This is a genomic window from Streptococcus minor DSM 17118 (genome assembly GCF_000377005.1).
In the GTDB taxonomy this organism is placed as follows: Bacteria; Bacillota; Bacilli; order Lactobacillales; family Streptococcaceae; genus Streptococcus; species Streptococcus minor.
On the sequence record NZ_AQYB01000033.1, the window covers coordinates 612,332 to 633,791 of the forward strand.

17 protein-coding genes are annotated in these 21,460 nt (G+C 42.6%); 1 reads left to right on the forward strand and 16 read right to left on the reverse strand.

Translation table 11 applies throughout. The features are described from left to right. Positions 1 to 20: 20 nt before the first annotated feature. The 3 genes from F602_RS0109320 to tgt form a co-directional block, all read right to left on the reverse strand. On the reverse strand, positions 21 to 908 hold the full coding sequence (locus F602_RS0109320) for a diacylglycerol/lipid kinase family protein (protein ID WP_018167712.1): 888 nt from the start codon (positions 906 to 908) through the stop codon (positions 21 to 23). 203 nt (positions 909 to 1,111) lie between these two features. Then, on the reverse strand, positions 1,112 to 1,351 hold the full coding sequence (locus F602_RS0109325) for a hypothetical protein (protein ID WP_018167713.1): 240 nt from the start codon (positions 1,349 to 1,351) through the stop codon (positions 1,112 to 1,114). An 81-nt stretch (positions 1,352 to 1,432) separates the two neighbouring features. After that, a complete protein-coding gene (gene tgt, locus F602_RS0109330) occupies positions 1,433 to 2,575 on the reverse strand; it encodes a tRNA guanosine(34) transglycosylase Tgt (protein WP_018167714.1) in 1,143 nt (380 codons plus the stop codon). A gap of 140 nt (positions 2,576 to 2,715) precedes the next feature. Here tgt and F602_RS0109340 point away from each other — a divergent pair, with 140 nt between their 5' ends. Further along, the gene (locus F602_RS0109340; RefSeq protein WP_018167716.1) at positions 2,716 to 3,714 is read left to right on the forward strand and encodes a DUF975 family protein; all 999 of its coding nucleotides are present in this window, start codon (positions 2,716 to 2,718) and stop codon (positions 3,712 to 3,714) included. A 27-nt stretch (positions 3,715 to 3,741) separates the two neighbouring features. Here F602_RS0109340 and F602_RS0109345 read toward each other — a convergent pair whose 3' ends face one another. The 13 genes from F602_RS0109345 to F602_RS0109410 form a co-directional block, all read right to left on the reverse strand. Continuing rightward, positions 3,742 to 4,176: a CoA-binding protein gene (locus F602_RS0109345; protein ID WP_018167717.1), complete on the reverse strand. Its 435-nt coding sequence runs from the start codon at positions 4,174 to 4,176 to the stop codon at positions 3,742 to 3,744. Between the two features lie 84 nt (positions 4,177 to 4,260). Continuing rightward, positions 4,261 to 6,894 (reverse strand): DNA polymerase I, encoded by a 2,634-nt coding sequence (gene polA, locus F602_RS0109350; RefSeq protein ID WP_018167718.1) that lies wholly within the window; start codon positions 6,892 to 6,894, stop codon positions 4,261 to 4,263. A 373-nt stretch (positions 6,895 to 7,267) separates the two neighbouring features. Continuing rightward, on the reverse strand, positions 7,268 to 7,765 hold the full coding sequence (locus F602_RS0109360; RefSeq protein ID WP_018167720.1) for a phosphatase PAP2 family protein: 498 nt from the start codon (positions 7,763 to 7,765) through the stop codon (positions 7,268 to 7,270). Next, positions 7,762 to 8,118, reverse strand: a complete 357-nt coding sequence (locus F602_RS0109365) for a DUF2200 family protein (protein WP_018167721.1) — start codon at positions 8,116 to 8,118, stop codon at positions 7,762 to 7,764. Before F602_RS0109365 ends, F602_RS0109360 begins: the two co-directional genes overlap by 4 nt. 351 nt (positions 8,119 to 8,469) lie before the next feature. Next, entirely contained in the window at positions 8,470 to 11,907 is a 3,438-nt protein-coding gene (locus tag F602_RS0109370) for an ABC transporter permease (RefSeq protein ID WP_018167722.1), read from the reverse strand. Between the two features lie 8 nt (positions 11,908 to 11,915). After that, the gene (locus F602_RS0109375; RefSeq protein ID WP_018167723.1) at positions 11,916 to 12,617 is read right to left on the reverse strand and encodes an ABC transporter ATP-binding protein; all 702 of its coding nucleotides are present in this window, start codon (positions 12,615 to 12,617) and stop codon (positions 11,916 to 11,918) included. Positions 12,618 to 12,880: 263 nt separating this feature from the next. After that, positions 12,881 to 14,485 carry a hypothetical protein gene (locus F602_RS0109380; protein ID WP_018167724.1) on the reverse strand — a complete coding sequence of 535 codons (1,605 nt, stop codon included), beginning with the start codon at positions 14,483 to 14,485 and terminating at the stop codon, positions 12,881 to 12,883. Then, complete coding sequence (locus F602_RS0109385) at positions 14,482 to 15,228, reverse strand: ABC transporter ATP-binding protein (RefSeq protein ID WP_018167725.1); 747 nt, start codon at positions 15,226 to 15,228, stop codon at positions 14,482 to 14,484. Before F602_RS0109385 ends, F602_RS0109380 begins: the two co-directional genes overlap by 4 nt. Positions 15,229 to 15,412: 184 nt before the next feature. After that, entirely contained in the window at positions 15,413 to 15,901 is a 489-nt protein-coding gene (tpx, locus tag F602_RS0109390) for a thiol peroxidase (RefSeq protein WP_018167726.1), read from the reverse strand. Positions 15,902 to 16,015: 114 nt separating this feature from the next. Further along, entirely contained in the window at positions 16,016 to 16,543 is a 528-nt protein-coding gene (locus F602_RS0109395; RefSeq protein WP_018167727.1) for a GNAT family N-acetyltransferase, read from the reverse strand. Positions 16,544 to 16,644: 101 nt separating this feature from the next. Further along, a complete protein-coding gene (locus tag F602_RS0109400; RefSeq protein WP_018167728.1) occupies positions 16,645 to 19,122 on the reverse strand; it encodes a heavy metal translocating P-type ATPase in 2,478 nt (825 codons plus the stop codon). A gap of 111 nt (positions 19,123 to 19,233) precedes the next feature. Next, entirely contained in the window at positions 19,234 to 20,745 is a 1,512-nt protein-coding gene (locus tag F602_RS0109405) for a PTS transporter subunit EIIC (RefSeq protein WP_018167729.1), read from the reverse strand. A gap of 26 nt (positions 20,746 to 20,771) precedes the next feature. Continuing rightward, positions 20,772 to 21,458 (reverse strand): N-acetylmannosamine-6-phosphate 2-epimerase, encoded by a 687-nt coding sequence (locus F602_RS0109410; protein WP_018167730.1) that lies wholly within the window; start codon positions 21,456 to 21,458, stop codon positions 20,772 to 20,774. Positions 21,459 to 21,460 lie beyond the last annotated feature (2 nt).

Sequence of the window (21,460 nt, forward strand, 5' to 3'; positions counted from 1 at the left end):
AAGACCTTTCTAGTTAAACATTAGGCATATACTTGCAGATGAGATGGAAGAACCTTAACTTCTACTGGTAGCTCATCTCCTTCATCCCCATCAACATTAACCTTCAAAGTCTCTTCAGAATCTACAACGGAAACCTTGACTTCTTTGACTTGATGGTAACCGACACGATTATTGGATTCGTCGACACCAGTTAGAAGACTTGGTAAGGTCTGCAAGCTCTCTAGCAAATTACTGTCTTTAAGGTAGAGGAAATGTAGTAAACCATCACTAACCTTAGCTTCTGGTAACAACTGCTCAAAGCCCCCAATCGAATTGGTTAAACCAATGAGGACAGTGGAGCTCTCGATCTCTTTTTCAACTCCATCTAACTCTACTTTGAAGTTATAGGACTGGTTAGCTGCTAAATTTTTAAAAGCAGAAATAGCGTAGGCAAACTTACCGAGCTTGGTCTTTTCTTCCACTGTAGTTTCGTTGACTGCCTGAGGAATGGTCCCAACAGCCACAACATTCATAAAGTAGTTGTCGTTGATTTTTCCAATATCTAGAGACTTGGTTTTGGTCAAATCCAGAGATTGGATGGCTTCTTCGGGATCCAAAGGCATGTTGAGTGCTCTTGCCAAATCATTGACTGTTCCAAGGGGGAAGAAACCAAATTTAGGACGGTATTCTTCTTCAGCTAGACCACTGATACCTTCGTTAACTGTGCCATCTCCTCCCATAACAAAAACAGCTTCATAGTGTTCCTTGGCAGCTTCCTTAGCAAAATCGCTAGCATCACCAGCTTTTTCAGTATGTTTGACGATAACTTCTTCAAAATGCTGTGCCAACTTTTCCTTCGCCATTTCTTGAAAATCTTTCGCTTTTTCTCCGCCTGAACTCGGATTGACTACCAATAATACTTTAGTCATATTTACATCTCCTTTTTCTTTTTATTATATCATACTGCAAACGTTTTTACTGTCTAATTCGCTCACCTTATATCCAATTGGTAACGGGCAGACTGCAAGATCTGACCATGATGCTCGATTTCTTCGAGGGCTAGCAACTGACCAACAATAGAATGACTCTTTTTTAAAAGACAAACAAAAAAATAAGATTGACCTAGCCAATCTTATTTTTCTTTTGGAAAGCTGGTAACAATGATGAGAATAGAGAGAAGAGCTTGCACAAGTGTCCCCATTTCAATGCCCAAAAACTCATATACCAACCAGACGACTCTCGGAACAGGTATGCTACTGGACAGACCACCTGTCTGATAGAGAGCAAAAATAAGGATGGCCCCTACCAACCAGAGGACTCCAAAGAAAAGTTGCCCCCAGTGGACTTTACGCTTCGTTTGTTGTACTGACATGATGTTCTCCTTATACATGGATAATAATAGATTGATTATCTAAGTATAATATAGCCCTTCAGGAAAAGTCAAGGAAAAAGGTTAAAAATTACGACCGTTCTTTCCGTATCCATAGCGCTCCATAAAATCTTGGCGGAACTCCAATAGGTTGTCATCCAATATAGCTTGGCGGACCTTGTTCATAAGATTTATGAGGAAATAGAGGTTGTGGTAACTAGTCAGTCGGATACCAAAGGTTTCGTCTGCCTTAAGCAAGTGACGGATATAGGCCCGCGTATAGTTCTTACAGGTGTAGCAATCACAGTCATGGTCTAACGGTGTAAAATCTTCCTCATACTTGGCATTCTTGACAACTAGGCGACCTTCTGAGGTCATACAGGTACCATTTCTAGCGATACGTGTCGGCAGCACACAGTCGAACATATCAACCCCACGGATTACCCCATCAATTAAACTATCTGGAGCTCCTACTCCCATCAGATAACGCGGTTTGTTCTCTGGCAAAAGAGGTGTTGTGAAGTCTAGGACCGCATTCATTTCATCATGTGTCTCCCCAACAGCTAGGCCGCCAATAGAATAGCCTGGGAAATCCATGCTAACCAAGTCAGCAGCTGATTGGCGCCGCAAATCCTCAAATCCAGCCCCTTGCACGATACCAAAGAGACCTTGATCATGAGGTCGACGATGAGCCTTCAGCCCCCTCTCAGCCCAACGGCTAGTCCGTTCAATGGATTTTTTAACATAATCATACGGCTGATAAAACTGTGGGCACTCATCAAAGGACATCATTATATCGGATCCTAGATTGTTCTGGATTGAAATAGCCTTCTCTGGAGACAGAAACATCTTGGAGCCATTCAGATGGTTCTTAAAAGTCACACCTTCCTCAGTGATGTTGCGACTATCAGCTAATGAATACACTTGAAAACCACCCGAATCCGTCAGGATAGCCTGATCCCAGTTCATGAATTTGTGGAGACCACCAGCACGGGCAATCAGCTCATCTCCAGGGCGTAACCAGAGATGGTAGGTATTAGATAGGATGATGCCTGATCCCATTTCTTTCAACTCTTCAGGTGACTGGGTCTTAACCGTAGCCTGAGTTCCGACTGGCATAAACATAGGGGTTGGAAAGGTGCCATGTGGAGTGATAATTTCTCCCAGACGGGCACCTGTGTGCTTTTCTTTTTTGATTAAACGGTACTTGATTGGATAATCTGTCACGATGTTTTCTCCTTTTACTTCAGGAAAGACAGTCCTGAGTATTTTTAGCCTTACTAGTGTACCAAAAAAGCAGGCAACTGTCATCCCGATGTTTTCAATTATTTGTTTTTATGATAAAATCTATGCAGGAGGTTATTATTATGTTTTCCATTAGTCAGATTCGTGCTAAGGCACGCCAAACCATCAACTCAACGCCTGGTATCTTTCTTTTACCTATAATCCCAGTTGGGCTGACTCTTTTGATGAATGCATTCCAATATTTTGGAAATATTAATGCAGTCTACTATGACCCAACTGAAGCATTCCGTCCTTTCTTTAGCACCTTTGCTTTTCCTATCCTCTACAACCTATTGATATCTTTTATCACTATTTCATTAGCTTGGACACTGTTGCAGGTTGTTCGTGGTGTGAAAAAGATGGTGGAAATCAAGGATGTACTGGCCATCTTTAATTCACCTTATCTTGGAAAAATTTTCATTACCTTTTTGCTCAAACAATTCTACCTCTTCCTTTGGGGATTGGTTTTCTATATTGGATTAGGCTTGTCTGTCATTGCTTTTATTCTAGCATTTTTCTACGCATTAGGAGCTGGCTCTTTTGAAGGGATTCCTGAGGAAAGTCTAGCTATTATTGGCGCATTTTTCCTGTTTGGACTGCTTGCCCTAGTCGGTGGTTTAGCTCTCTTGATTCCTCAACATATGGCCTATTCCCAAGTAGAATATATCCTCTATGATCAATTGGAGGAAAACACTTATGTCGGAGCCAATGCAGTCATCAAGGCGAGTCGCCAAATGATGAAAGGCTACAAAGGGAAACGCTTTGTCCTTGATTTAAGTTTCATCGGCTGGTTTATCCTTGTTGGGATTACTATTGGTATAGCTAGTATCTATGTCTTGCCTTACTACTACGCTGCTCAAGTGCATTTCTATGAAGCCCTTAAAACAGACATGCATATACGTCAGGCATCCTACTTTAACCAGTTCAACCAGACTACACAAGAACCAACTACCACTGAAACTGTATCTGAGCATGTTGTAGAAGACACGGTCGCGGATACTTTAGTAGATACTGCTGTTGAAAATACAGCTGAACAACAAATGGACTCAGCTATCGACAGCCCATTGGATCATAAAGAGTAGTATAAAAAGGACCTGGGGTCCTTTTTACTATGCATCCATCATCTTCATGTACTCAATTTTAATACACTTATTCATAATAATATCCTGATGTCCAGCTTGTCGTAGGATTTCTTCAGCTTCTTGACTTTCAAGACCTAGTTGAGCCCAGAAAATATCCGCATCTGTCTGGATAAAATCCCTAGCCACATCTGCCAGATACTCACTACGTCTGAAAACATCGACAATGTCGACATGAAATGGAATATCCTGAAGAGAGGCATAAGTCTCCTCTCCCAGAATAGTTTGGCCGGCTAATTTGGGATTAACTGGGATAATAGTATAGCCTGCTTCTTGCATCAGTTTAGCAACTCTGTAAGCAGCTGTTTCTTCCCGATTGGACAAGCCAACTACTGCAATGGTCTTGGCTTTTTTGAGGTAGTCAAAAATCACCTCTTGACTTGGATTTTGAAAGGAATAGGTCATACACACCTCCTGATATTTTGCTAGTTTTAGTATGGTATACTACGGTTCTACAAAAGAGGAGTAAATCATCCTCTTTCATCAGTCTTATTTCGCCTCATACCAGGTCTGGCCGGTATTTTCATCAGCGATAAGGGGAACAGAGAGCTGGATAGCAGACTCCATCGTTTCTTTGACCAAAACTGTAATTTCTTCCAACTCAGCTTTTGGCACCTCTAATACGATTTCATCATGTACTTGGAGAAGCATGCGGGATTGGAAGTTGCCATCCGTCAATGCCTTGTCCAAATTGATCATGGCTACTTTGAGAATATCCGCAGCCGAACCTTGAATGGGTGAATTGATAGCTGTCCGCTCCGCAAAATTACGGACATTAAAATTCCGAGAATTGATGTCTGGCAAGCCTCTGCGTCGATGGTAGATGGTCTCAACATAGCCCTTATCACGCGCATCTCGAACGATAGATTCCATGTAGGCCTTGATACCTGGGAAACGCTCAAAATAAGTATCAATATAGAATTTAGCAGCTTTTCGAGTAATGCCTAGATTGTTGGCGAGACCAAAGTCTGAAATACCATATACAACTCCAAAGTTAACAGCCTTGGCATTGCGACGGTCATTTGGTGTCACATCGCTTGCATCTTTGATATCAAAGACACGCATGGCAGTCGCTGTATGGATGTCCTCACCCCGCTTGAAAGCCTCAATCAAGTGCTCATCTTGGGAGATATGAGCCAAAACGCGTAGCTCAATTTGTGAATAATCGGAAGCTAGTAATACGCTATCTTCTAAAGATGGGACGAACGCTTTGCGAATCAGGCGCCCCTGCTCCAGTCGAACAGGGATATTTTGCAAGTTTGGGTCTGTCGAGGATAACCGACCCGTCTGGGTCAAATCCTGCACATAGCGGGTGTGAATCTTACCGTCCTCCATGATGGCATCTTGCAAGCCGATGACATAGGTCGATTGAAGCTTGGTGATTTGACGGTATTCCAAGATTTTAGACACAACTGGTGCAATGGGAGCTAGACGTTCCAAAACATCAACAGCTGTGGAATAGCCGGTCTTTGTTTTTTTGGTCAGCTCCAAAGGTAGCCCCATTTTTTCAAAGAGGAGTGCACCCAGTTGCTTAGGTGAATTGATATTAAACTCTTCACCAGCTAGTTCATAGATTTTTTGGGTTAACTCTTCAATAAGGACTTCATTTTCAGCCTGCATGGCTTGGAGAGTCTCTGCTTGGACTTTGATTCCTGCAATTTCCATCTTGGCTAGGACATTGGCTAGGGGCAATTCCATCTCAAAAAGTAGGTCCAACTGCTGGTTTTCTGCCAGACGCTCCAACATAGGTTCTTGTGTTTCCAAGATGATTTGTACCTTGCGGGCTAGATGTTCAAAGAGAACTGTTTCTTCTGGTAGAGCTCGTTTTGCTCCCTTGCCATAAACCACTTCATCTGGTGACAAAGAACTCGTTCCATAGAGGTGGGCAATCGTCGAGAGATCATTGTCTTCAACAGTAGACAGGAGATATTTGGCTAAACGGCTATCAAAGGTAGCCTGAGGCAAATCAATATCTAGATGAGATAGGAGAACCTTACTGCGCTTAAAGTCATAGGTCTTGATAGGTTGTTGGGCTAAAAATTCTCTCAGAACTGGCTGTTCAAGGATGGTTGGATTAGCAACATAAATCTGTCCTGGGCGCCCCCAAGCTAGACCAACTAGTTTTTCCCTATGGTAGTTTTCACCAAGAATTTCAAAATAGAAGGCATCTTCAGCCTGCAACATGTCTGCTGTGACCTCTGTTACTGCTGTAAATTGAATTTCTGTCTCTTCTACTTGTCCGTCTTGTCCTAACTGGGCACGTAGTTGCTTGAAGCCCATTTCATCATAAAAGTTACTGAGCCTATCCACATTTGGACCGTTGTAGAGCAGATCGTCCAGACCAATCTCAATCGGAGCCTGAGTATCAATTGTAGCCAATGTTCGAGAGAGAAAGGCCTGTTCCTTATCGGCAATCAGATTCTCTTTCATCTTGGAGGCTTTCATGCTATCAATATTCTGGTAAATCCCCTCTAGGCTGCCAAACTCTGTTAAAAGCTTGAGTCCAGTCTTTTCTCCAATTTTGGTGACACCTGGAATATTATCCGACTTATCGCCCATGAGTGCCTTGAGATCTATAAACTGACTCGGTGTGATACCCATTTTTTCCATGAGGTAGTCCGGTGTAAACTCTTCAAATTCAGCTACCCCTTTTTTGGAAATCTCTACGATGGTATTGGCATCAGTCAACTGAATCAGGTCCTTATCCCCACTGGCAATGACTACATCATACGGAACTTCTGTTCGTTCCGCCATCTTGTCTAGGGTACCAATGATGTCGTCAGCTTCATAGTTCACTAACTCATAGTGTCGAATCCCCATGGCATCCAGCATTTCACGGATAAAGGGCAGCTGCTCACGGAACTCATCAGGCATTTTGGCACGGCCTGCCTTATAATCCGCAAACATCTCTGTTCGAAAGGTCGTTTTTCCAGCATCAAAAGCGATGAGAATATGACTCGGCTGAACCCGTTCCATCAGATGGTTGAGCATAAGATGAAAACCATAAATGGCATTCGTATGCAGACCAGTCGGACTCTTGAAGCGATCAATCTGATTGTAAAGGGCAAAGAAGGCCCGAAAAGCGACGGAAGAGCCGTCAATGAGTAAAAGTTTATTTTTCATACTTCTATTATAGCATGGTTTGGTGATTTCCAAGGAAAGAAAGATGGTTTTCTAATAAAAAGAGAACCACCCACATTCTGACCATCCCAATCATCAGTACTTATTTTTACCCTATTTATTTAGTAGTTACCTTGTCTACAATCCCCTTGAAAAGCATGGCAGACATGGCCAAAACAAAGGCCATCAAGATAAAGACAGATAAGGTGATATTGGACAATGGACACTTTTTCATCATATTCCTTCTCATCAGTTTTCATTTTTTGTCAGCGTTTACATAAATTATAGTACAACTAGTATAAGTCTTTTAAAGTGCAATAGCAAGCACCAGGAGAATAAAAAGTAAAAAAGTAGCCACTGAGGCTACTTCTTTCATTTAAAAAATAAAGAGCAGGCTACCTGCTAGAATCGCAAGAAGCATTCCCACCAAAACATCTTTGGGATAATGAACTCCTCCCAAGACACGACAGATTGCCAGAATAGCTGATAAGATCAGTAAAACAGCTCCTAAGCAAAGGTTCACACTGAGAAAACACATCGAAATCATGGTGGCAGAAAAGACATGGCGACTGGGCATGGATTGACCAGCTGTTTCCTTTGTCAATAGTGGCTCAATACTCCAAGCCTCGTAAGGGCGAGCTTGATTGAAGCTTTTTCGAATGAACGTGACCACACTAAAACTCAAACCTGGTATCAAAATATAGGGCAGAAGGCGATTGGGTAGGCACCAAGCAATATATATCAATAAAATAGGATAAATGAGGTACATAAGCTTGGTGATACTACTATTAAAGAGATTGAGCAAAAAGAGGCGACTGGGCGATGTACGGAGTGAGGCAGTTATAGCCTCATAATAGCAGGCATAATCTCTCATAACTGATATTTCCCGATAATGTCCGCAACCGACTTACCTTTGGCTAGCCAGTCCACCAAGCGGTCCAGACGACGAATTTCTTGCATAAGGGGCTCTTCTATTGTCTCAATTTGCACACTACAAATTTTACCGGTAATATTGACACGATAAGGGGTGTATTGGGGAGCCTGTCTGAAAAAGTCCCCGTAAGTTATACCTGACCGAAATGCTTGCTCAATCTCCTCCAGATTGTAACCTGTTAACCAACTAGTTAAATCCAGCACATCCTGCCTAGTCTTGCCCTTGCGCTCTGCCTTATCAATCAAGGCCTGAAAGACACTAGCAAAACGCATAGTGTAAATACGATGGCTCATACACTACTCTCTCCTTTGAAAACTCAATCTTTTTCTGTCCTATTTTACCAAAAAAAGACTAGGATGAGTAGTCTTAATTGAATTTCCAAGAAGTAAGTAAATAAACTGACATCAAATAAACCCAGTCCTCAACAGAATGCTATAGAATTTTGCATTTGTTTATCCTCTTTATTCTACTATTTATAGTATAGCATGCGGAAATGGCTCTTTTTTTTGTTTATATAAATAGTAGGCCACTTCATCTAAAAAGAGCACGATTTCTATTTAGCATAGAACAATCACTAAAAAGCATGACAGTTTCAGCTGTCATGCTTTCATCATATTTATTTTGCTTTTTATCTTATTCACATCCTACTCTCCAGACTTGAGTGCTTCCAACATATCCACCTGACGAAGCCTGCGGTTGACCATAATACCAAGAATGGCGAGGATAGATATGACACTGATAACTGGAATCAGATAGCCTTGGATAGGGACTGTTGGATTGAACATGGTCGTAGAGGAACCAAGGAGGCTCAAAATCCATTTGTGAAGGGCGTAGCCTGCACCTAGACCAACCAGGATACCAACGATAGCTAAAACAATGGTTTCTCGATAGATATAAAGCGTCACTTCCCTATTATGGAACCCCAGCACTCGGATCGTAGATAGTTCGCGTATCCGTTCAGCTACATTGATAGTAGTCAGGTTAAAGAGGATGACTACTGCTAGGAGGACCGATAGAATGGTCAAAATGACCATAACGGAGTGGAGAGAGTCTGCTACCTGATTGATAAGAGCAATCAAGGCTGTATGCTTCACCAAAGCTTCGACTCCCTTCATAGCCAAAAATTCTGCTGCTAAATTCTTAATCTGAGATGGTGTTTGATGTTCAGGAATAATCAAATAGCTATTTTTCTTAGATGGTCTTCCTGTTATTTTTTCGTAGTAGGCCGGAGTCATATAAATGAAATGACCGGTATACATCTCGGCAATGGCAGCTACCTGAACATGGATATCCTTATCATCCAGATGAAGAGTCACTGCATCACCAACTTTGACTCCATAAAGACTAGCTAGTTTTTCCGTCAAAACTGCTCCATTATTGGTCAAATTGATCTTGTCTTTGCCTCGCTTACGTAGCTGAACAAATTCTTTTAAATCCTTTTGGTTTGCAACCATCAGGTTGATATAGATTTTGTCATTTTCACCAGCTACTTTTTCAGACAAGTTTCTTGAGTAAATAGAGACCGATTTTTTGACCTTGTCTGATTGAAGGACTTTTTGGATGCTAGCCACTTCTTCAGCACTGGCTTCTTCTTTTTGTAGCAACTGGATATCGTAAGAAATTAGTTCACCAAACTGGGTATCTGCAATACCCGAGACAGAAGACTGTATGCCCAAACCAGCAAAGAGGAGAGCGACTGAGCCAGCTACCCCAAAGATGGTCATAAACATGCGTAGCTTGTAGCGGAAGATATTGCGAGCTGTAACTTTTTGGGTAAAGCTCAACTTTTTCCAGATAAATGGGATTTTTTCCAAAAGGATGGTTGACCCAGCAACTGGTGGTTTTCCTTGTAAGAGCTGAGCTGGTTCATTCTCCAATTCCTTCCGAGCCACCAGATAGGTTGGTAAAACTGCTGCAAGGAGAGCCAAGCCTAAAGCCAGCATGGTCCAAGATGGATAAAAGTAAAGATTGGACTGTCCGATAACCGTTGTTTTGGAGATGATAGTACTAATCATTGGCGAGAGCAGAATATTGCCAAGCAGGATACCAACCAAGGTTCCCACAAAACTGGCTAGCAGTCCATAAATCACAAATTTGGTGATAATCTGTCCCTTGGTGTAGCCTAGAGCTCCCAAAATCCCCAAATTATTGCGCTCCTCATCAACAAAGCGAGTCATGGTCGTAAAGCTCACTAGTGCTGCAACGAGATAGAGGACAACCGGAAAGATATTCCCAACTGATGAGATACTAGTGGTGGATTCACGGTAATTTTCATAGCCATAAGAACCTGGAAGTGTTGAACGGCTGTATACCTGATAAACCGGCGGCTTAAGACCAGCTACTTCTGCTTGGGCTTCTTGCAAATCTGTCTTCGCATCTTGAAGTTTCTTTTGAGCTTGACTGGATTCTTCCTCAAACTTTTCCTTGGAAATAACTAGATCATTGTGAGCTTGGGATAATTCACTTTCTTGGTGAGTAATCGTTTCATCAGCGGCACCTAACTCGGTCTGACTCGTTTGGTATTGATGAAGACCAGCCTGATAGCGAGCTAAACCATCTTGATATTGAGCATAGGCTGATGCATATTGTGCTTGAGCCTCTTGGTATTGAGCCACTCCAGACTCATATTGGGCCTGAGCCTCTTGGTATTGAGCTAGGCCGGCTTCATAGAGCTGCTTACCTGATTGGTATTGCTTTTCTTGTTCTTGGTACTGGCTAAAACTAGCCTGATACTGAGCAAAACCTGCTTCGTAGGACTGCATAGCCTGGGCTAAGCTCGCCTCTTGAGCTTGAATTTCGGCTTGGGCAGCCTGAATTTCGGGCATCGAATACGGATCCTTGCCTTCAAAAATCAGTTGGTTTATCCGCTCTTCTAGGGCTTGCTTAGCAGTCTGAAGTTGAAATTGGGCCTCTGTAATCTGAGCGGCTACCAGATTTAACTCTTGATTCTTAGCATCCAACTGAGATTTGGCACTGGCCAACTGGCTAGCAGCTAAATCCAGTTGATTTTTAGTCCTGTCTAAATTAGCTTTATTACTATCCAACTGCTGCCGTGTATCCTCCAATTCCTGAGCAGTCGTATCTAAGCGAGCCTTGGCTGTATCCAATTCCCGAGCAGTAGCATCTAATGTAGCCTTTGCAGCAACCAGCTCCTGCCAAGAACTAGCTAGCTTACTTTGACCTGGGATTAGCTGTTCTTTGACCCTATCCAACTGACCTTGACCCTCTACAAGCTGGTCTTCACCATCTTTAATCTTTTGTTGGGCATCTGATAAAGCCTTCTCAGATTGGACAATTTCTGCCTGACCATCATCGATTTTTTTCTGCACATCTGCCTTTATGGATTGCAAACGTTGCTGTCCATTATCAGCTAAAATCTTTTCCAAATCTTGCTGGTGTTGGGCCAATATTTCCTCATAGGCAGAACTATAATAGGGAAGAGCGACCAAATCATTGTAGCGAATGCGAGCTAGCGTATAGACATCCGAATCAAAAGCCTCTGAACTCGTAACAGCGTAACCTGCTAGCTCTCCCGTTCCAATAGCTGATGGGCTTATGTTGGTCCTGTCCCAAATTTCCGAAGATTGGACAAAACCTGTGATGACAAATGTTGCATCCTTGAGGAGGGACTTATCCCCCAACTGAAAGGAAATAGTATCACCCAGTTTGTAGTTCTTTTTCAAACTTTCTGATAGGGCGATTTCCTTGGCATTTTTAGGAAATACCCCTGAAACCAATTGAAATTGGGAAATCTGGTTTGGCTTTGAAAAAATCCTTACGGCATCATTCTTTCCTGCAATGGTCACATCGGTTAGATAAGAAAATTCCACCTGAGCATCAGGGATTTCTTTAATCTCTCTTATGTCGGCCTCATCAAGACCATAATCCGCCATCACCGCCAAATCCAACATTTGGCTCTTTTCCACAAAATCCTGGGCTGTTTGCTCCATATTTGGTGTTGTTACTTTGAGCCCGACCAGAGCCATAGATCCGATCATCATAAGACTAAAAATGGAAAAAAAGCGTCCCTTTGACTGATGAATAGACAACCAAATGTCTTTCCAATATATTTTCTTTTTCATAGTCACCTCTAGTATTCCAGAGTCGCAATATCTTGCGGAACTGGGTTGAGCTGGACAGACTGGACAGTTGCATCCCGCATATGGATAATCCGATCAGCGATCGGAGCTAGAGCGGTATTGTGGGTCACGATGATAACTGTCGTACCTTGCTTGCGCGCCATATCCTGCAAAATCTGGAGAACCTGCTTGCCCGTCTGATAATCCAAGGCACCTGTCGGCTCATCGCAGAGTAAAATTTTAGGTTTTTTAGCTACCGCACGCGCAATAGCAACCCTCTGTTGCTCACCACCAGAAAGTTGAGCTGGGAAGTTATTGAGACGATCACCCAATCCCACCTCTTGCAAAATCTGAACTGGCTCCATAGCATCCTTGACAATTTCAGAAGCCAATTCGACATTTTCTTTTGCTGTTAAATTAGCAACTAGATTATAAAATTGAAATACAAATCCCACATCATCTCGACGATAATTGGTCCGTTGGTGGGAGCTAAACTGAGCAATATCCATTCCGTCAATCATAACTTGCCCCTCATCATTGGTATCCATCCCCCCTAAGATATTCAGCAGGGTAGATTTTCCTGCACCTGATGAACCCAAGATGACGACTAATTCACCCTTTTCAATATCAAAGGTCACATCATGATTGGCAAGAATTTGATTGCTACCTGTTCCATAACGTTTGGTAGAATGCTTGACTTCAATATAGGCCATATAATTCCCTTCTTTTCTACTAAATAATCATTTTCTCTACCTTCCATTGTAATCTAAAAAGCCAGATAATTCAAAGACGGGCCGAAATAGTTAGTCATTGTATGACTGCATCTCTTCCTAGAACTGGGGTATTTTGGGGAAAAGACTGAGGAGAAAACAACGAATCCCTCCTGCTCATTGTATCTGACTCAGAGAATGATGAGTACTCTTTATCAAGTGCTAGATGCATCAAATAAAGCCTTTCTCACGAAAGGCTTTTAAATTTATAACTTCTTCCAAAATCCTCGGTAAATAAAGAACTGGAGTCCTGCCATCAAGCATAAAAGAATGATAAAGAGACTGAGATTGACCACTAAAATGCTAGTACGGACAGATAGCATGACTGAAAACATTGTCATAAGACTTCCGATAATCAAAAGACCAAAGGTTCCAAATGCTACTAGAAGATTACTTTTTCCTCGAGAAAAGAGCTGACTGATGTTCTGCCAGTTGAGAGTCAAGAGACGATAATCTCGCCAGTAAACAACCTGACCCATCAACATCGCAGTAAGAACAACCCCCGATAGAAAGACTAGCGTCAGAAGTAAAGGTGGTTTGAGGAAGAAAAAGAGCAATATCATATAGACCATCAGAGGAAAACCATGCTGAAGCAGACTAAGTAACAAGAATTTATCAATCAGAAAACTTTTAAAGTTAATCGGTAGAGTTTTAAGGAAGGTGTAGTTCTCTCGCTCTAGCGAAATGGCTGTCCCTAAAAAACTATTTGGATTACCAAAGAAAAATCCAAAGATAGAGCCAATCAAGAAGCTCACTCCAAAAAAGCCCAGAGGAATATCAGACAAGGAGAATTTACCCTGCAGAAGTGTAGGGATAAAGATGAAACAATAGAGCAAGGGCATAATATAAGTTTGCACTATGAGTGTTCCATCTGCCAAGGTAGAGAGGTGGTGCTTGGTGAGAGTCTGCTTCACAGTCATGCCCTTGCTCGTTCTTGGTTTTCGCTGTCTTTTGCTGGACTGCACATGTTCCATGGCCAAAATTTGTTGGAAATAAGATGGAACCACTCGTCGGCTGACAAAAATAGCCAAAACGACAATCAGCAAGAGAATAAGCCCGAAATTCAGGAATGCTTCTGAACTAAATGGTCGAGCGACCATATCATAATAGCCCCGAATCAGGTAAATATTGGGCATGTCTGTCGGATGCTTACTGAGCATCTGATTTTGACTGCTGAATTGTACAAATAGAATCACACCGACAGCCAATACTGTTGAGATGGCCATCAGACTAGCTGAAATAGCTTTTTTATAAGGACTTCTCACCAGCAATTCACCGATAAAGTGAATCAGTGTCAAGCCCACCAGATTGATAAAAATAACAATCAAACCAAGCATGGGCAAGACCCATAGGAGACCGATGGCAGAGCCTGTCAGTTGCCAGTAACTAATTCCAAGCATGGGGATAATAGGTGATAGATAAGTCAACACCGCCCCTTGAGCTGCAAGCAACTTAGCCATATAGACCTCACTAGCTTTCAAGGGTAAGGGTAGATAAAGCTTAGTGTCATTACTATCGTAAAAAATGGAAAAGAAGCTAGTAAACCCATATACCAAGGAAATAATCATGAACATGGTCAATTGGACAGTAAACATACCAGGCATAAGGGTATAGTCAATCCCCATGAACATATAAGAATAAAGAACCAGCATTATCAGCATACCAAACATCTGCTGGCGCATCATACTTTTATAGGCTGAAATTTTCTTTTCCGGTTTCTTTTCCTTCTTTTTCTTGACGGATGCCAAGACTTGCGGGTTGGAATAAAGAATATTGATTTTGGTTAATTCCCAAACGTTTGACCACTTCATTCATCCTCACCTACCTTTACTTCTGTCTGGCGCCCCGCTAATTCTAGGTAGATGGTTTCCAAATCCTTGTTTGGATACTGATTCTTCAACTCATCCAGCGTTCCCACAAAGATAATTTCCCCTTTTCTTAGAATACCGATACGATCACACAGTTGCTCAGCTACTGATAGTACATGGGTGGAAAAGAGAACAGTATTCCCCTTTTGGGCATGTTCCTTCATCATCTCTTTTAGGTCATAGGACGCCTGCGGGTCCAAGCCAGTCAAAGGTTCGTCCAATACCCAGATATCAGGATTTGGGATTAGCGCTCCGATAATAATCGTCTTCTGCCGCATACCGTGAGAGTAGCTATCGATGGTCTCATACTGACGCTCCTTAATATCAAAGAGTAGGGATAGACTATCTATCCGTTCTTTAGCTGTTTCATGGTCTACACCATAGATCGTTGCCAAAAAGTTCCAGTACTCACGCGCTGTCAAATTGAGGAAAATATCTGGTGAATCTGGTACATAAGCAATCTGTTTTTTTATCTCATCGCGGTGTTGGCTAAGCTCTAACCCATCCACCAAAATACTGCCATTTGTTGGTTCGATAATGGAAGTCAATAAACTAATCGTGGTCGTCTTACCAGCTCCATTATGTCCAATCAGGCCAAAAATCTCCCCATTTTCCAAGGTTAAATTCAAATCCTTAAGGGCTGTAAAGTCTCCATATTGTTTGGAAACATGGTCAAATTGAATCATCTGTTCTCCTCCTTTGTCAGTCATACATAGTAGTAAATGGTTATATATTATTATACTACTTTTAAACCTATTTATCTAAGAAAAACTAAACAAAAAAGAGGTTGGCTTTTAGGCTCTGGGCATAAAACAGTCGTTCATCATAAAAAAACAACCCCAGATTTTCTAAGGGTTGCTTTTCATATTTTTACAATGCTTTGACGGCTGCGATAGCAGCTTCGTAGTCAGGGTGTTCATTCACATTGTCAAGGTATTCAGTATAAGTGATACAATTGTCTTCATCCAAAACTAAGACCGCACGCGCCAAGAGATTCCACTCTTCCATCAAGAGTCCGTAGGCTTTACCAAAGGAATGATCGTAATAATCCGAAAGGGTCACTGCTGCTTCCAACCCTTCTGCACCGCACCAACGAGCCTGAGCAAAGGGTAAGTCACAGGAAACGGTGATAACCACAGTATCCTCAATATCCGTCAAATCTTGGTTGAAACGGCGAGTCTGGGTCGAACAAATCCCCGTATCAATTGATGGAATAACACTGATTACTTTCTTTCCGCTAAAATCAGTCAAGGATTTCTTACTCAAATCCGTTGCCATGATAGTAAAATCTGGAGCCACTTCTCCCACCTGTGGTTGCTTGCCAGTCAGGGTCACTTCTTTTCCGATAAATGTTGTCATATCAATTTCCTCCCTAAAACTCTTTTTCTTTATTGTAAGCATTTCCAGGAAAAAATACCAATCATTTGATTGGGAAATAGAGGAAGAAAAACCTCTGCGCAATGTTTGGCTCGGTCAGTTTGGTAAATCCCCTTCTAACATGGCATAAACATAGCTGTCCGTCCACTCACCTTTGGACCAATAATCCTGGATAAAATGGGCTTCTCTGCGCATGCCAATCCGCTCACACAGTTTGGCTGAAGCCAGATTGCGGGCATCCATATTGGCCTGGATTCGGTGGATGGCATAGTCCCTGAAGAGGCTCCTCACCACTGCTGAAAGAGCCTCACTGGCATAGCCAAAACCAGAATAATTTTTGTTAAAGGCATAGCCAATCTCCACTGTTTCTTTCATATCCGTGTACCAGATGGCGATGTCTCCAATGACCTTGTCATCTGCAAGAACAGCCAGGCTCAGACTGCACTTTTGACCCAGACTCCGCTGGTTTCGTTTTCGCTCAAAATGCCCATCCCTAGCCCTGTCCGTCCAAGGCTCATGAAGCAAAAAGCGACAGGTTTCCTCATCTTCATAAATTTCAAAGATATCTTCTTTATCCTCGACTTCAAAAGGCCGAATGCTCAATCTCTCTGTTTTAAGCTGCATTTTTTCTCTCCCTATTTTATATATGGTTTTATCAACTTTTTCAGATACTAGTTCATCCATATTATTATAGCATGAAAAAGACAAGGTCTCAAACCTTGTCTTTATGATTTTCCTGGTTTAAAGCCCTTCAGGCGTAGGGCGTTGAGAAGGACAGAGACAGAGCTGAGGCTCATGGCTGCACCTGCCAACATAGGATTTAGAAGAGGTCCACCAAAAATGTGGAGAATCCCCATAGCAACTGGAATACCAATGACATTATAGGCAAATGCCCAGAAGAGATTTTGCTGGATATTTCGGATAGTTGCCCGGGAAAGCTGGATGGCAGTTGCGACATCTGTCAGTTTATTGCGCATCAGGACGATATCCGCAGACTCGATGGCCACGTCGGTTCCATTCCCAATAGCCATACCAATGTGGGCCTGAGCTAGGGCAGGGGCATCATTGATACCATCTCCAACCATGGCGACATGGTAGCCAGCTTCTTGGAGTTTCTTGACTTCTCTTGCCTTATCTTCTGGTAAAACCTCACTCAAGACACGGTCTATCCCCACTTGCTTGGCAATGGCTTGGGCAGTGAGGTCATTATCTCCAGTCAACATAATGGTTTCAATCCCCATCTTGTGCAAGAGGGAAATAGCCTCACGACTACTCTCTTTAATCGTATCCGCTACTGCGATGATCCCCAAAAGTTGTTGATGTTGTCCCAGATACATCGGTGTTTTCCCTTGTGCTGCCAAGGCTTGAGCCTCTTGTTCAAAAGCCCCAAGAACGATTCCTTGTTCCAACATCCATTTGCTATTTCCTAGATAAAGGGTCTGACCCTCTATATTGGCTGAAATTCCAAATCCTGATACAGCAGTGAAATCTGATAATTTCGGTAAGTCCAGCTGTTTATCTTTAGCGGATGCGACAATGGCCTCACCCAATGGATGCTCAGAACCTTGTTCGGCTGCAGCAGCCAGCCGCAATAGCTCATCCTCTGTAACATTTCCAGTCACTAGTATGTCTGTCACAACGGGCTTTCCTTCAGTAATCGTACCAGTCTTATCAAAGACAATGGTTTGGATTTTCTTGGCCTCCTCTAGAGCATCACCCGATTTGATGAGGACACCGTACTCAGCACCCTTTCCTGTGCCCACCATGATAGCAGTCGGAGTTGCCAAACCCAAAGCACATGGACAGGCAATGACTAGAACAGAAATCAAGATGGACAGGGAGAAAATCCACGATTCTTGGCCTAGGAAAAACCAAAACAAACCAGATAGGATGGCCAAGCCCATAACAATAGGAACAAAGACTGCTGATACCTGATCGGCTAGTTTGGCAATTGGTGCCTTAGAACCTTGTGCTTCTTGGACTAGTTGGATAATTTGAGAGAGGGTTGTATCTTTTCCGACCTTTGTTGCCATAAACTGGAAAGATCCATTTTTATTGATGGACGCACCCACAACTGGACTCCCTACTTCCTTCAAAACAGGCAAGGATTCACCTGTCAACATGGACTCATCCACAGTCGAACGACCGTCCACTACTTTTCCATCAACAGGGATTTTTTCTCCCGGCTTAACGACTAGTAAGTCCCCTACTATCACTTGTTCCAACGGAATCTGGATTTCTTCATCATTGCGAATGACGCGTGCTGTTTTTGGAGCTAGGCCCATCAACTGTTTGATGGCTTGAGAAGTACGACCCTTGGAGACTAGTTCCATGTATTTTCCAAGGGTGATGAGGGTCAAAATAACTGCCCCCGATTCAAAATAAAGCTCTGGATGGCCACCATGATGCACTGCTACCTTGCCCATATACAAGAGCCCTGTCATGATAATCCCCTGTAATAAAGCTGCACTGGTACCAATGGCAATCAACGAATCCATATTGGGATGGCCGCCCAGAAAGTTCTTAAAACCTCTGACATAAAAAGAGCGACCCAGATAGATAACTGGCAAAGTTAAGGCCAGCTGAGCTATGGCATAGCGGACAGACTCATGGGCAGGATCGAGAAAATCTGGCAAGGGAAGACCTCCCCAGGGAAGCATGGGTCCCATAGCCAAATAGAGTAATGGTAGGGTAAAGACTGCTGACCAAATAAAGCGATGCCAAAGTTCCTTTGTCTGCTTTTCTTGTCTGTCTTCAACTGACTCGGATACAACATTCTCAATTTGAGGTAGGGCTTGATAACCTGCCTTGCTGACTGCTTCTACTACTTGTGATGGGTAAAGATTTTGTGCATCGTAGCGAACTGTCAGCTTTTCTGTTGCCAAATTGACACTAGCTTCTTCAACACCTGCTAGTCGACCAACAACTTTTTCAACAGTTAGGGCACAGGTGGCACAGGTCATGCCCACAACATCAAACGTTTCTGTCTTCATGTCACGGTGAAGTTGGTAACCAGCCTTGTTTACTGTAGCCTCCAAATCGGCATAAGTTAGAGCCTTATCGTCATAATCTAGACTAACAGTCTCATTGGCCAAATTGACGGTTGCTTGATGGACACCTTCTAGTTTTTCCAGAGCCTTTTCCACTGTCAAAGCACAGGTGGCACAGGTCATACCCTCTACCGCATAATTTTCTTTTGCCATCTATTTTCACCTTTCGATTACATTTGTAAACTTATTATACACATTTCGATTACATTTGTAAACAATTTTACTTCAAAAAAGAGACTGGACTGGGTCCAATCTCTGAATTTCTTATTCTTCACGCCCGAGAATCTGGTTAATTTCTTGGCTATACAGGATGGCCTTGCCACCATAGATTGCCTGAATACCATTTTTCACATCCAATACAGCTGTAGCCCCAATTGCTTTGAGGACGTCCTTATCTACCAGAGAACTGTCTTTTAGGGAGACACGAAGACGAGTTGCACAAGCTGTCACATCCTCTATATTCGCATCACCACCCAATGCATCAATGATGTTGATAGAAAGGTCATGAAGGCTATTTCCATTTGCCATCATCTTAGAGGAATGACTAGACTCTGCTTCACCAGTTTCCATACCCGGAATCGCCACTTTAAACTTAGTAATCAGGAATTTAAAGACAAAATAGTACATCGCTGCCCAAAGAGCACCAATAGGAAGAACCAAAATCCAGTTGGTTTGAGCATTGCCTTGAAAAATACCAAAAATGGTAAAGTCAATCAAGCCACCTGAGAAAGAGTTCCCGATACGAATTTGGAGGAGGTCAGCAATGAAGAAAGAGACACCGTCTAAGAAAGCATGCACCACATACAACCATGGTGCTACAAAGAGAAAGGCAAACTCGATAGGTTCAGTAATACCAGTCAAGATAGAGGTAAGTGCACTACTTGAATAAAAACTGCCGAATTTCTTGCGGTTTTCCTTTGGAATAGTATGGTACATAGCTAAGCAGGAAGCTGGCAAACCAAACATCATCGTTGCAAAGCGACCCGCAAAGAAACGAGTACCATAGGTAAAGAGACCAGTATGATTTGGGTCCCCTAGTTGCGCAAAGAAGATATTTTGAGCTCCTTGGATGGTTTCACCAGCTACTACTTCTGAACCGCCTAAAGAAGTATACCAAAACATTGGATAAATGGTATGATGTAGGCCAAAAGCTCCTGTCAAACGTAGGAAGAAACCATATAGAAAAGTACCAAAACTTCCCATATCTGCAATTTTTTCACCAAATACCACTAAGGCATCTTGGACAGGTGGCCAAATGACATAAAAGATCGACCCAATAGCGATAGCTGCAAAGGAAGATACTATCGGAATAAATCTAGAACCACCAAAGAAACTCAAATAAGCTGGTAGCTCGATTTTGCGATAACGATTATGCAGGGCTACGACCACCAAGCCAATGATTAGGGCTCCCAAAACTCCTGTATCAATGCTAGCTCCTTCTTCTGAAAAAATAGTCAAGAAACCGCTAATCGTAGCAGTATAAACTAGATAGGCTACACCAGCAGAGAGACCTGCTGTCCCCTTGTCAGCATCTGCCAAACCAACCGCAACACCGATAGCAAAGATGAGAGCCAAATTTGCAAAGACCGCGCCGCCAGCGGTACTCATAATCTTAAATATCACCTGCAACCACTCTTGGTTTAAAAGCGGGAACTGGGACACAGCGTTGGTATTGGATAAGGCTCCTCCAATTCCGAGCAAGAGACCTGCAACCGGAAGGATGGAAATCGGTAGCATAAAGGCCTGACTGAGTTTTGAAAATTTCTTAAAATCCATTTTTCTTCTCCTTTATGAATATTAGTTTACAAGGCTGAAATAAAACGTTGGGCAATTTCTTTGGGACGAGTAATGGCTCCTCCAACTACAATTCCTGCCACCCCCAACTTCTGAATTTGGCTAGCCTGCTCTGGAGTATGAATTTTCCCTTCAGCAATCACAGGAAGCCCTGCTTTACATAGTTGATCGATGAGTTCCATATCTGGTCCATCTTCTTGTCTGCTATAAGTCGTGTAACCAGAAAGAGTCGTACCAATCAGATCAATCCCTTCCTCATATGCCGCAACTCCTTCTTCAAAAGTTGAAATATCGGCCATAAAGAGTTGTTTAGGATATTTTTTCTTCACTGCTCCAATAAATTCTGAAATGCTCAAGCCATCATGGCGTTCTCTAAAAGTACAATCTAAGGCAATGACTGCGATATCTAGCTCAGCCAGCTCATCTACTTCCTTCATGGTAGCAGTGATAAAAGGCTCCTGCGGTAGATAATCTCGTTTGATAATTCCGATAATAGGCAGTTTGGTTACTGCTTGAATCTCCTTAATATCCCGAACCGAATTGGCCCGAATCCCAACAGCCCCCGCTTCTTCAGCTGCTTTCGCAAAGAGAGGCATAATCCCACCATTTTCGCTGTAAAGCGGTTCTCCTGGCAAGGCCTGACAAGAGACAATAATGCCCCCTTTTATCGCCTCTAAAAATTTCTCTTTTTTCAAAA